Raw genomic sequence first — 13,014 nt, 5'->3', positions numbered from 1 at the left:
CAGGCGAAAATGTCGGGCGATTCTAGAAAGTGGCTGCTGAACGGTCAACCTTTCAGAATTTCCGTACTGATTCGCGGCGTGTTTAGAACTTATCTTTCCATCCCCGCAGCACTGCAAAGACCTCTGTGGGCGTTGCGTTGTGGGTTCCCCTCCGTTCGTCTGCTTTTTGTTTCACCGAGATGACAGAAGCTCGCAGAAACGGATTGGTCTTGCGCTCCAGTGCCAGCGTCGACGGCACGCTGATGCGATTCTGCGCACGCCATTGCGTTACTTGCTCGAAGCGTTCCAGCACATCGGCGTTGTCCGGCTCGACCGCGACAGCAAAGCGCAGATTGCTCAGTGTGTATTCGTGGGCGCAGTAGACGAGGGTGCTGTCGGGCAGCTCGGCCAGCCGGCTCAGGGAATGATGCATCTGCTCTGGGGTGCCTTCGAACAACCTGCCGCAACCGGCGGCGAACAGCGTGTCGCCGCAGAACAGCAACGGCTGCTGCGCGTCGGCATGGTAAAAGGCGATGTGGCCGAGGGTGTGGCCGGGCACAGCATGGACGGCAAATGTCAGGCCGAGTACGGTGAGCTGATCGTGGTCGGACAGGGCCACGTCCCGCGCCGGAATCTTCTCATTGGCCGGGCCGTAGACCTTCGCGCCGGTGAGCGTTTTAAGTTGCGCGACACCGCCGGTGTGGTCGGCGTGGTGATGGGTGATGAGAATGTCGGTCAGGCGCCAGGCCGGGTTGCGCGCAAGCCAGGCAATGACGGGGGCGGCATCACCTGGGTCAACCACGGCGCAGCGCTTGGCGGCATTGTCTTGTAACAACCAGATGTAGTTATCGCTGAAAGCGGGCAGGGCATCGACCTGTATCATGGCGCGGTTCGCTTGGCTGGAAACATAGAGAAGCATCTTAGGGTCTGAACAGACTCGAGGCGAGTCTCTATCGCAATGACCCTCTCATGGAGACCGGAAATGACCGATGAAGCGTTCGCCCAGGCCGATCCCGAATGGCTTGAGCTGATCAGCGCCGCCCGCGACTGGCTGTCCGGGCCCCTGGGGCAGTTGTTGCTGGAAGAAGAAAGCCGTGTGCTGGAACAAGAGCTCGAGCGTTTTTTCGGCGGCTATCTGGTGCATTACGGCCCGTCGGCGCAAACACCGCCAGCAGCGAAGCAAGTGCAGCGCAACGTGCGGCTGGGCGCGCCGTTGCCGGGTGTCGAGATCGTCTGCGAGGAGCAGGCCTGGCCCCTGAGCGAGCACGCCGCCGACGTGGTGGTCATGCAGCACGGTCTGGATTTCTGTCTGTCGCCCCACGGCCTGTTGCGCGAAGCCGCCAGCAGCGTGCGTCCCGGCGGGCATCTGGTAATCGTCGGCATCAATCCCTGGAGCACCTGGGGCATCCGCCATTTTTTTGCCAATGACGCCCTGCGCAGGGCGCGTTGCATCTCGCCTTCGCGGGTCGGCGACTGGCTCAACCTGCTGGGCTTCGCGCTGGAGAAACGCCGCTTCGGGTGCTATCGTCCGCCGCTCGCTTCGCCCAAGTGGCAGGCCCGTCTGGCCGGACTCGAACGTCTCGGCGATGGCTGGCAAAGTCCCGGCGGCGGCTTCTATCTATTGATCGCGCGCAAGATGAGTGTGGGGTTGCGGCCTGTGCGCATGCCGCGTCGTGAGCCCATGGGCAAACTGCTGCCGATGCCGATGGCCAAGGTCAATCGGCGCACGCCCGAGCCTTGATTAACCGGCGGGCGCCACGCTTTCTCAATTTCTGGAAACATCGTAATGAGCGATACCGTAGAACTCTTCACCGATGGCGCCTGCAAGGGCAACCCGGGCCCCGGCGGCTGGGGCGCATTGCTGGTGTGCAAAGGCGTCGAGAAAGAACTCTGGGGCGGTGAAGCCAACACCACCAATAACCGCATGGAACTGCTCGGCGCCATTCGCGGGCTGGAAGAGCTGAAGCGGCCCTGCGAAGTGACGTTGGTGACCGACTCGCAGTACGTGATGAAAGGCATCACCGAGTGGATGACCAACTGGAAGAAGCGCGGTTGGAAGACAGCGGCGAAGGAACCGGTCAAAAACGCCGATCTGTGGAAGCAACTGGACGAGCAGGTCAGCCGGCACAAGGTGAGCTGGCAGTGGGTGCGCGGGCACATTGGCCACCCCGGCAACGAACGCGCCGACCAGTTGGCGAACCGCGGCGTGGATGAAGTGCGCGGCATCAAGCGCGCTTGATCAGCACATCGACATTGTAGGAGCGCGCTTGCCCGCGATTGCGGTGGGGCAGGCGCAAGATGTGCAACGGATTCACTGGCCTCTTCGCGGGCAAGCGCGCTCCTACAGGACCAGGCGTCGTCTGCCCCCGACGCGCACATCCCAAAACCCCCATGCTAATATCCGCGCCTGAAGCTGAGGCGGTAGGCAATGACTGTACAAAACATCATCACTGAACGAAGAGTCGTCCTCGATACCGAGACCACCGGTATGCCCGTCACCGACGGCCACCGGGTCATCGAAATCGGTTGCGTCGAGCTGATTGGCCGGCGTCTGACCGGGCGGCATTTCCACGTTTACCTGCAACCGGACCGTGAGAGTGACGAGGGCGCCATCGGCGTTCACGGCATTACCGACCAGTTCCTCATCGGCAAACCGCGTTTCGCTGAAGTCGCCGACGAATTCTTCGAGTTCGTCAAAGGCGCTCAGCTGATCATCCACAACGCGGCGTTCGACGTCGGCTTTCTGAACAACGAATTCGCCCTGATCGGTCAGCAGGATCGCGCCAACCTCAGCAGCTACTGCACGATCCTCGACACTTTGGCCATGGCCCGCGAGCGGCATCCGGGCCAGCGCAACAGCCTTGATGCGCTGTGCAAACGCTACGACGTCGACAACTCCGGCCGCGAGCTGCACGGCGCCTTGCTCGACTCCGAGATTCTCGCGGAAGTCTATCTGGCGATGACTGGTGGCCAGACGACCCTGTCGCTGGCCGGCAACAACGATGGCGAGGGCGGCGCCGACCGTCCTTCCGAGATCCGCCGGATCACCAACCGCACGCCGGGCCGCATCATCGTCGCCAGCGAGTCCGAGCTGGCGGCGCACGAAGCGCGTCTGGCCGTGATCGCCAAATCCGCGGGTGCCCCGGCCCTGTGGACCCAGTTGATCGAGGCGCAAAGCCAGGCTCAGGCCGAAGCCTGACGATGGCAGCGGTGTTCAAGGCCGTGCTTGCGTCAAGCGGCGGCCTTGATAGAAGGTGATGTCGATCCGGTAATGGTGCAGGAGGCCCATGGTGAACACGTCCAGCCCGACCTTCAGCATTCGTGTCGCTGACGAGTGCTTTGAAGATTACATCCTCAACAGCGAATTCACGTTTACGGTCACCGGCTATGCGCGGGTGCAGATCGGCGAGCCCGTGGCTCACTGGCACGTCGATGCGGTCGAGCCTTACCAGAAAAACTACGGCATCGATTCCGAAGAGTTCTGCAATTATCGGGACGCTGCCGACAGCACTGTGCTGGTGGCCTGGCTCGATGAGCAGCCGGTCGGGCATGTGGTGGTCAGCCAGCACTGGAACGGTTTTGCCCACATCGACGAGCTGGCGGTAGACACCGCAGCGCGGCGCAATGGCGTGGCGCGAAAGCTGCTGGATGTGGCGCAGTTCTGGAGCCGCAAGCGCGGCCTGCCGGGTATCACGCTGGAAACCCAGAACAACAACCTGGGGGCGTGCCGGTTATACGAAGGCTACGGATTTGTGGTCGGGGGGGTGGATCATCTGCGCTATCGCGCGATAGATCCGGCGACCCAGGAAGCGGCAATTTTCTGGTATTTGCTGTTCGACGCGCCTGTCGTCAATTGAAGCTGCAAGCCCTGATGGTCAGATCGCGACCGTTCGGCGTGATCGGCCTGTGTGGAAAGAGCCGGGCTTGCAGCGGCGTTTCAGCGCTCTCTTGTCAGTACGATCTTGCTTTGAATCAACTCGAATTCCTCTCCGCTCAAGTGCTTGACGCGGTCGCCAATGGCCAGGCGATAAGTTGAAACGGGCTCCTTGCCATCAGCCTCATCGGGCTGTGATTCACGGAATTCATGCACCGAGTAAACGCGTCCCTCCGCGTCCCGCGCATGAAATTGCCCAACTAGAACTGAAGCCATTTGCTTTGTAACCTCTGGAAATAACTGCTCGTTTTCGCTCGCATCCTAACACCGCGAGTGAATAAACCGTGTCCGCTTGTAAGGTAATTCCCAAATTTCTATCAGGGACCTTATTCGCCTAAGGCAGTCAGACCGCGGTTTTTAGGTGGAGTTTTCGGCCCTCGGAAAAATAGTCGCGACCGACGGTAGCGCGGCCCGCGCCGCGCATGCGCCGATACCCACGCAACAGCATCGAGCGCTTCGATGATGAGCAACGGAAAAACAACACAGAATATCGCGCATGTTTCATCTATAACTGTTGTTTCCTCCCACAGCAGAAGGTCCGTTTCATGAGCCAGGTTCATTCGATTGCCGTCATCGTCGGCAGCTTGAGGAAAGATTCCATCAACCGCAAAGTGGCCCATGCGCTCACTGAACTGGCGCCGTCCAGCCTGAAGCTGAGCATCGTCGAAATCGGCGACCTGCCGTTGTACAACGAGGACATAGACGCCGATTCACCGCCTGCCGCTTACACCGCCTTCCGTCAGGCCCTGCAGGGGGCCGACGGGTTTCTGTTCGTTACCCCGGAATACAACCGCTCGGTGCCGGGCGCGCTGAAAAACGCCATCGACGTCGGCTCGCGCCCCTACGGCAAAAGCGCGTGGGGCAGTGCAAAGCCTGCGGCGGTGGTCAGTGCGTCGCCGGGTGCGATCGGCGGTTTTGGTGCCAATCAGCATTTGCGCCAGTGTTTCGTGTTCCTCGACGTGCTGTGCATGCAGCAGCCGGAAGCGTACCTGGGCAACGCGGGCACCTTCTTTGACGAACACGGCAAGCTGAGCGAAAAAACCCGCCCGTTCCTGCAGAACATCATTGATGCATTCGCCGGCCATGTTGAGCGCACGTTGAAAGCCTGATCGCCTTGACTGTCTTCTGATCGAGGGCCGGCACGGGACACCGCGTGTCGGCCCCTTGCAACATCCGCGCAAGACCGCCGTGCCTTCGCCAGTCAATCCTGAATTTCCCTTCCCGTGTACAGCGTTATGTACCGCAGTCGCGGTGGATTTCTTCCCTACGCTCCCAGCCTTTCCTGCCCATGCCCGGCCAACGCCAGCCGTGGGCGCTTGTGCTCAAGGAGCTGTCATGTCCACTGTTACCACCCCCTATTTCAACAGCGCGTCACTGCGGCGGCGCTTCCTCGGCGAACTCGACCGCGCCTTCGCTGCCGGCGTTCTCGAATCATCGGAGCAGACCTGGCTCGGACGCGCAGCAGGCGCGATGGCCGCCGATGATCCCGACCCGGTGCGGGTCGACCGGCTGATTCTCAACGACGGTCCGCCCACGTCGCTTGAGCTCAGCGCTGCGCTGATGTTCAGCCACGGCCAGACTGCCGATCCACGGATTTTCCTGTTTACCCTCGCATCCGGCGTCGAGGCCTTCCAGGACCGTCAGCAGCTGTTGGAGGCATTGTTCGGGCGTTTTGCGAGCGATGATCCTTCGGCGTCGTTCGAGTACGAGAAAATCGCTGAGGACGTTTTTCAGGCCCAGATGCAGGCCATCGTTGAGTATCAGGCGAATTCGGTGAGGCAGTTCACCGAGCAACTGAAGTTGACGCCAGACCTGGTGGGAGCTGTCACTTCCGCTCTGGCCCTGCAACTGCGTCGGCTGTTGCCGGATCGGCCTATTGATCCGGCGAAGCACCTCATGCGCATGGTGCAACCCGCCTTCAGCGCTGACGAAGAGTTGGTGCTGATGACTCAATCCCTGGCGCAAACGGCGTTTGAAGCGTTTTGCCATGCCGAGCAGGCTGCGGGCGTAACGCAGCAATTCCTGGATGCCCAGGGGCGGGTGGTGAGCGATAGCGACGCGCAACTATTCGCTCAGGCAATAGCCGACACGATGCCTGCGCTGCCTGGCCGTTTCGCCCAACTGCTGCGCAATTACTGGAGCGAGCAGCACGCTACCGGTTCCTGCCGCGACATGGCAGTCCAGATCTACGCGACTGGTCTGTGCCATGAGCTGTACCGATACGGCCACGAGGGCAATTTCACTCGGCATGAGCACGAAATGCTGAGGCCGTTGCTCATGTCGGGGCCGCGCTACATTGCATCAGAAGCTCATGTGCGCTGCAGACGTCTTGTGCTGCACGTGGCCGACGGAACAGCCACACCACTGGCCGGTACACTGGTTTTCGATTTCAGCCCGGCCGATCTGCCGCTGCTTTGGTTTACGCCGGAGCACGGCCTGCGCCGGTTCGCCAACCTGGCGGGGCTGAGTTCATTTTGCTCAACCCCGGAAGGACGCGAGATGTTGCGCCCGACACTGGCGCTTGTGGACCAGCCACTTTTGCTGAGTGATGGTCCCTTGACCCTTTCGCTGGAAAGCATCGACGGGCCCTTGCTCGGCGAACGGGTCGATTCCATCCTTGCGCTGCAGCTGCGCAATCTGCAGTACGTCACAGGCTTGTCGACCGACCCCGAGAAGGTGTCGGCGATGTATGACGATGCGCTGGACGTGCGCCAACTGATCGACCCGCGCCAGGTGCATTTCAGTGTCGGACGCTGGCGCCATGATCAGCCGATGGACTTCGCCGCCGTCTGGTCCAATAGCGCCGCTGACGACCTGGTTCAGGTTGTCCGGCCGCCGGAGCCTGACAGCACCGGCCTTGAACCGTCAGCGTCCGAACCCACCCGGCCCGCTGCGCGGCAGCCATCGGTGCCGTCGTGGCTGGAGAGAAGCCAGATATGCGATGCCAACGCGGCGCACCTGCGTCAGCTGGACAACGTCCTGGCCAGCTACGCCGAGCAGGCGCTGCAAAGCTATTTATGCGTGGCGTCGGCGCGCGGCGTGCGCGCGGGCGAGGTACGGGTGCGCTGGCTGGAGTCGCTGCCACTCGGGACTCCCGATGTCGAGCCGGGCGCTGTGGCGGTCAGTGAATCCGTGAGCGCCACGTCGATGGATCTGGTTGCGCTGTTGCTGGAACGCGTCAGCGGACACCGTCCCGATCCGCTCGAACACACGGCGCAGGTGCTGCCGACCTCCCAACCTGGAGGGGCGCACCTTGATATGGAACTCATCAACTTCATGCTCAAGCGCGTGGCGGCGGATTTCGTCGAACGCTATCTTGAACGCTTCGGGCGATCACGCACGGCCCTTGCGCGTCAGGGCGACAGGCAGCTACAACCGGTTGCCATGGCGCTGGTGCTCAGGGAAGACGCGTTGCGGCTGGACCTGGCGGTGAGGGAGCGACTGGCGGTGGTCCAAAGCGAGCCCGCCCGCATGGTCATGCAAGTGATGAACGCGCCTGTGCGCACCCAGAGAACACAATCGGGCGTGGCGATCACTGAGGTGTTTTCGCTGTCGCTGGTCTACGGCGCGCAGGCGGGGGCCACCCTCAGTGATTCGATGGCGCTCTGGCAACCGCTGGCCCCCGGTGCCGGCGTGATGTTCTGGAGCAGTCTGCAGGGCTGGCAGTATTTCGCCTCACCTCAGGCGTTAAGCGAAAAAATTGGCAGTCAACTGCGGGGCCCCTATAGCCAGCGCTGGCTGAATCTGTTGGGGGAACGCGACCGTGCGCTGCTGCGCAACCACTTGCAAGCGCAGCCTGCGGGTCAGGTCCGCGTTCACTTCACTCGCTGCGACGGCCACGCGATCGAGGCGTTGCAGCAAAGCGTGTTTGACCGCCAGTTACAGAACCTTCAGCAACTGTGCGCCCGCGCCCGGCGTTGTCGTTTTGAAGCCGGGCTGTTCACTCGCGTCGCGCGAGCCACCGAACTGGACACGCAGTTGGTCGACATGCTCGATGCACTGGCGGTACGCATCGATACCTCAGTGTTTCAAGAGCTGTTGCCCGACTGGTTGAAATCCGCTTCTGTCAGCGACCTTCGCGCGTATGACGCGCTATGGCGCCGGTTTTTCCTGGCCAGTGATGGCGAGGATGATTTTCTCTTCGGCATCCCGACGCTCTCTGAATACGCACGTGACCGGCTGGTTGAACAGATGCGCAAGGATTACCCCGAGCGCAACCTGGACCCCGATCAGATCACCGTCACCCAGCGCCGCTATGTGGCGGCGCCCATCGGAGTCGGGCAAATCCCGTCAGGGATTCCCGCCACCACCCTGGAGCACAGCGAGTCACTGACCGATTACGCTATCAATCGCTTCGTTGATGCTCCGGACGCGGTGCTGAGCATCCAGTCCGCCGAACAGCCTGATGTGGGCAGCGTGATCACCCCTGATTACGTGCGCGGGACTGTCCGTCGGCTGGACGTCGGCGCAGGTTTCAGAACGCTGCTGCGTCAAACGTTGAATCCAGCGGACGCCAACTGGGTGAAGCGCAACAAGTTCTTTGTCGATCAACTGCCACCGATGATGCAGGCCGTGGCGATGCAACAGAAGCTTGAAGGCCAGCTGAGCCCCCGAGCTTACGCGCTCATTTCCCGCGTGGTTGAAATGCCTGACGGGATCGCCCGCGAGCCGGTCAACGGCATGCGGGCCATCATCAGTGCGTTGCGGGTGGTCGCCGACGACGGCATGACGCCCGATTCCGTCAAGGGCGTTTATCTGATCTGCGCCGAGGACGCCGATGACGGCGCCCCGGTGATTCTGCACGCCGTCTTTCACCCGGGTTTCGTCTTCCGGGAGTACTCCAGCCTTGCCACGCTGCTGGCCGATATCCGCACCGACGTGGGCCTGCAAACGCTGTTGCTGGAGCGAATGGATCCGGAGGTTCGCAAGCGTTATGAGCACGGCGGGTTCATTGAGCCTCACCTGCCGTTCTTCGCCGAGGGGCCAGGCGATGTCCCGACCAGGACGCCGGGCCCGGTCACCGTTTCGCTGGCAGAAGAAAGGGGCAACGCGCTGCAGTTTCTGTTTGACGACACAGTGAGCCTGCTGGTGGACATCGGCGATGCCGATACGGTCACGACCCAGGAGGCCGATCAGGCGTCACTCAGGTTTTTGGCTTCGCTGGGGCTGGAGCAGGCGCTGAGTATTCTGCCCGGCAAGCTCGCCACGATGGTCGCGTTGTGGCAGAGCCATACGCTGTTTCGAGCATCAGCCGCGTCTGCGTCCGGGCGTCGCTGGGGTGAGGCCATTTCAGAGTTTTCTGCTGCCCTGGGCGTGATGGTGACAGCCCGGGAGCAGGCCGAAGCAGACGAGTTGGTCGAGGGCGATCTGGTGACGGGCGAAGACGTACCGCCACCGGTGTTTCCCTGGGGCGGCGTCACACTCAACGCTGAGCAACTAAAGCGTCTGCATGCGCTGGAAGCCCGGAACATCTCGCTCAAAGACCTGCGTCGCGATGACCTGCTGAGTCTGTTTATGAACCCGGCCAACGGAAAGGCCTATGCAGCGGTCGCCGGACGGGTTTATCAAGTGCGTCGCCAGGCCGAAGACGGCAGCTGGATGATTATCGGCGCCGACCGAACGCCCGGCCCGCACCTCAGGCTGGATGACCAGCAACGCTGGCAGCTGGATATCCAGTCCGGGCTGAAGGGCGGCGGCGGGATAGTGACCAAAATGCGTAAACACGCTGCCGATGTCAGCGCTGATGAGGTATTGCTCATTGAGGCCAGTGGCATGCCCGACATACGCATGTTCTATCGGGAACGCGCGAAGGTCATTGGCGAAGCTCATTTACAGGCCAAGCGGTATCTGGAAAACGCTCTGGACAATCTTAACGTGCATGCCCCCGGCGCACCGCTGGAACCGCGCGTCACGCGGATCATAGGTGACTTTTTCGGGGTCACTCAGCCCGGTCGTGAGCTGTTGGTCGATACCGAACGCGCGGTCAAGGCACTCTTCGATGAGATTATGGACGCGTCGCTGTCACCTTACTCATCGCCACGGTTTGTAGTGGGCACCAACCGTGCGGGCCACACAGGGACCATGGGCTTCGTCATCAAGAAAGACCCGAAGAAGCGTGTGTTTCTGACCGACGGGTATTTTGATGTGCCGCGGTTTCCGCTCAAGCCTGAGGCGGCGGCAGAAGGATTCGATTGCCCGGCCCATTACCGCGCGGCGACCTTGATCCACGAACTCTCGCATTTGGTGCTCGATACTCACGACATTGCCTACCTGGAAAGCACGGCGCCGTACCCGGACCTCCTGCGCGAAAACAATGCCGACAACATCACGCTGAAAGCGGATATAGAGCGCATGCAACTGTATGCCTTATCGCATCTGAGCGTCAAAGATCAGCTGTTCTTGCATCTGGACGGGGACGAGTGGCGTGATTTTGATCAGGACGACGGCGCCGAATTCGACACGATTCTGAAGCTCACGGGCAGCGACAGCCTGGACGAAGCCCGGGACGCGTTTCTCAGTGATGCACGCAAACGCAGCCAGATTCTGCTGGCCAATGCCGATTCGGTGACCCTGTTGATTCTGCGGCTGGGACGACGCAACTTTGTCATGCCAAGCCCTTCGCCAACCCGTCGCTGATGGACAGGCGCCGAGCCCGGGCAGGCTCGGCGCCTTATCCCCCACGTGCAGGCGCGGGGGCGTGGGCCAACCGGTTTACGCTTACAGCGCGTAGTGCCGCAGCTCGCGGGCGATCAGCAGGCGCTGGATTTCGCTGGAGCCTTCGTAGATCTGGGTGATCCGCGCGTCCCGGTAGTATCTCTCCACCGGGTAATCTTCCAGATAGCCATAGCCGCCGTGGATCTGCACGGCCTTGGAACAGACCCATTCGGCCATTTCCGAGGCGAACAGCTTGGCCTGGGACGCTTCCGACAGGCACGGTTTGCCGGCCGTTCTGAGGCGCGCGGCGTGGAGGACCAAGAGGCGAGAAGCGTTGATGCGGGTGTGCATATCGGCCAGCAGATTAGCGATGCTTTGATGTTCGATGATCGGCTTGTCGAACTGCACACGCTCGCGGGCATAAGCCAACGCGGCTTCGAACGCCGCGCGAGCGATGCCCAGGGCCTGGGCGGCGATGCCGATGCGGCCGCCTTCCAGATTGGACAGGGCAATGGACAGCCCCTTGCCCCGTTCACCCAACAGGTTCTCGGCTGGAATCCGGCAATCGCTCAGCGTCACCGCACAGGTGTCGGAGGCGCGGATGCCCATTTTGTGTTCCATGCGATCGACGCTGTAACCGGGGTTGTCGGTGGGCACCAGAAATGCGGACAGGCCGCGCTTGCCCAGCTCCGGGTCAGTCACGGCGAAAACAATCGCCAGCTGCGCGCGCTTGCCGTTGCTGACGAACTGCTTGGCGCCGTTGAGCACCCATTGGCCGTCTCTCAGCTCCGCGCGGGTGCGCAGGTTGTGGGCTTCGGAACCGGCCTGGGGTTCGGTCAGGCAGAAACAGCCGATGGCCTGGCCGCTGGCGAGTTTTTCCAGCCACTGTTGTTTCTGCGCGTCGCTGCCGTAGTTGAGCACCGGCCCGCAACCCACCGAACTGTGCACGCTCATCAACGTGCCGGTGGCACCGTCGGCGGCGGAGATCTCTTCGACTGCCAGCGCATAGGCGACGTAGTCGATGTAACTGCCGCCCCATTCGTCCGGAACGATCATGCCGAGCAGGCCCAATTCGCCCATCTTCGCCACCAGGGCGTCGTCGATCCAGCCGGCTTTTTCCCAGGCCTGGGCATGGGGCGCGATTTCATTGCGCGCGAAGTCCCGGGCCATGTCGCGGATCATTACTTGTTCTTCGGTCAGTTCAAGATCTTGCATAAGTCACGCCTCATGACCGCTGAAGAAGCTTGCAACGTGTTCGGCATCCAGGGCCTGCACGCTGGAAGGGCTCCATTGCGGTTTCTTGTCTTTGTCTACGATCAAGGCACGAACGCCCTCGATCAGGTCACCTCGTTCGAACCACTGGCGGTCCAGATGCAGCTCCAGGCCGAAGCAGCTCTCCAGCGGCAGATGCCGGCCGCGGCGCAACAGCTCCAGCGTGACCGCCATCGCCAGCGGTGAACGGGTTTGCATCAGCTGGGCAGTGTCGAGGGCCCAGGCATGGGTATCGAAAACGCTCACTTGCGACAGTTGCTCGATGATGCTCGGGATGTCTGGCAGGGCAAAGAAATGATCAATGGCCGGACGCAGTTTCTCCAGCGGCGGGGCGGGCAGTTGCTGCACGCCGCGTTTGGCCAGCGCGCCCTGCAAATCCTTGAGCGGGGTCAGGCTCCACTTCAGGTTATCCAGCTGCAGATCGAGGTCATCGAGGCGTTCGCTGTCGAGATACCAATTCGCCAGCCCGCAATACAGCGCATCGGCGGCCTGGATCTGCACGCCGGCGACGCCCAGATAAATACCCACCTCGCCGAGCACCCGGGGCAGAAAGTAGCTGCCGCCCACGTCAGGGAAGTAACCGATCGCCACTTCCGGCATCGCCAGACGGCTGCGTTCAGTGACCACGCGCAGGTCCGCGCCCTGGGCCAGGCCCATTCCCCCGCCCAGCACGAAGCCGTCCATCAGGGCGACGACGGGTTTGCGGTAATGATGAAGGGCAAGGTCCAGCGCGTATTCTTCGACGAAGAAATCCAGGTGCTCGGTTCGACCGGTTTTAAAACTGTCGTACAGCGAGCGGATGTCGCCGCCGGCGCTGAAGGCCTTTTCGCCGGACCCGCGCAGGACCACGGCGTAAACGTTGTCATCCTTTGCCCAGGCGTCGAGCTGAAACTGCAACTGCCGGACCATGTGCAGGTCGATGGCGTTGAGGCCCTGGGGGCGGTTGAGGGTGAGGTGACCAATGTGATTGCGTACGTCGGATAAAACGGTGTCGCAGGCCGATTGCTGGCCCACATATTCGGCAGGTATGACCTGAGCCGTCATCGCTGATTCCCTGTTGATTATTGTTGTACTCAATCCCCGGCTGAACCGCCGGGATCCGTGAGGGTGCTAACGGATGCTAACAGTGCCATTTTGCAAATGACAATGAAGAATCCTGCGGGGGCTGCCAAGCA

10 protein-coding genes are annotated in these 13,014 nt (G+C 61.7%); 6 read left to right on the top strand and 4 right to left on the bottom strand.

Features of this window, described 5'->3' with window-relative positions; translation table 11 throughout:
- Nucleotides 1–82: 82 nt before the first annotated feature.
- On the bottom strand, nucleotides 83–862 hold the full coding sequence (gene gloB / locus L4G42_RS00735) for a hydroxyacylglutathione hydrolase (protein WP_237260538.1): 780 nt from the start codon (nucleotides 860–862) through the stop codon (nucleotides 83–85).
- Nucleotides 863–961: 99 nt separating this feature from the next.
- On the opposite strand from gloB, the gene L4G42_RS00730 reads away from it, so the two are divergent.
- The 4 genes from L4G42_RS00730 (at nucleotide 962) to L4G42_RS00715 (ending at nucleotide 3,836) form a co-directional block, all read left to right on the top strand.
- Nucleotides 962–1,720: a class I SAM-dependent methyltransferase gene (locus L4G42_RS00730; protein ID WP_237252267.1), complete on the top strand. Its 759-nt coding sequence runs from the start codon at nucleotides 962–964 to the stop codon at nucleotides 1,718–1,720.
- 45 nt (nucleotides 1,721–1,765) lie between these two features.
- Nucleotides 1,766–2,218, top strand: coding sequence for a ribonuclease HI (gene rnhA, locus L4G42_RS00725; protein WP_237252266.1), 453 nt, complete (start codon nucleotides 1,766–1,768; stop codon nucleotides 2,216–2,218).
- 189 nt (nucleotides 2,219–2,407) lie between these two features.
- A complete protein-coding gene (dnaQ, locus tag L4G42_RS00720) occupies nucleotides 2,408–3,178 on the top strand; it encodes a DNA polymerase III subunit epsilon (RefSeq protein ID WP_237252265.1) in 771 nt (256 codons plus the stop codon).
- 88 nt (nucleotides 3,179–3,266) lie between these two features.
- On the top strand, nucleotides 3,267–3,836 hold the full coding sequence (locus L4G42_RS00715; RefSeq protein ID WP_272905085.1) for a GNAT family N-acetyltransferase: 570 nt from the start codon (nucleotides 3,267–3,269) through the stop codon (nucleotides 3,834–3,836).
- 80 nt (nucleotides 3,837–3,916) lie between these two features.
- Here L4G42_RS00715 and L4G42_RS00710 read toward each other — a convergent pair whose 3' ends face one another.
- On the bottom strand, nucleotides 3,917–4,129 hold the full coding sequence (locus tag L4G42_RS00710; RefSeq protein ID WP_237252264.1) for a hypothetical protein: 213 nt from the start codon (nucleotides 4,127–4,129) through the stop codon (nucleotides 3,917–3,919).
- Between the two features lie 329 nt (nucleotides 4,130–4,458).
- Here L4G42_RS00710 and L4G42_RS00705 point away from each other — a divergent pair, with 329 nt between their 5' ends.
- Together L4G42_RS00705 and L4G42_RS00700 are read left to right on the top strand one after the other, a co-directional pair.
- Nucleotides 4,459–5,022: an NADPH-dependent FMN reductase gene (locus tag L4G42_RS00705; protein ID WP_237252263.1), complete on the top strand. Its 564-nt coding sequence runs from the start codon at nucleotides 4,459–4,461 to the stop codon at nucleotides 5,020–5,022.
- Nucleotides 5,023–5,248: 226 nt separating this feature from the next.
- Entirely contained in the window at nucleotides 5,249–10,549 is a 5,301-nt protein-coding gene (locus tag L4G42_RS00700; RefSeq protein WP_237259112.1) for a M35 family metalloendopeptidase, read from the top strand.
- An 81-nt stretch (nucleotides 10,550–10,630) separates the two neighbouring features.
- Here the strand turns inward: L4G42_RS00700 and L4G42_RS00695 are convergent, their stop codons facing one another.
- Nucleotides 10,631–11,782 (bottom strand): acyl-CoA dehydrogenase family protein, encoded by a 1,152-nt coding sequence (locus L4G42_RS00695; RefSeq protein ID WP_237252261.1) that lies wholly within the window; start codon nucleotides 11,780–11,782, stop codon nucleotides 10,631–10,633.
- Nucleotides 11,783–11,785: 3 nt separating this feature from the next.
- Entirely contained in the window at nucleotides 11,786–12,883 is a 1,098-nt protein-coding gene (locus L4G42_RS00690; protein WP_237252260.1) for an enoyl-CoA hydratase/isomerase family protein, read from the bottom strand.
- Between the last annotated feature and the right edge of the window lie 131 nt (nucleotides 12,884–13,014).

The sequence above is a fragment of the Pseudomonas petrae genome, assembly GCF_021728295.1.
In the GTDB taxonomy this organism is placed as follows: domain Bacteria; phylum Pseudomonadota; class Gammaproteobacteria; order Pseudomonadales; family Pseudomonadaceae; genus Aquipseudomonas; species Aquipseudomonas petrae.
This window is presented reverse-complemented; position numbering and strand designations above follow the sequence as displayed.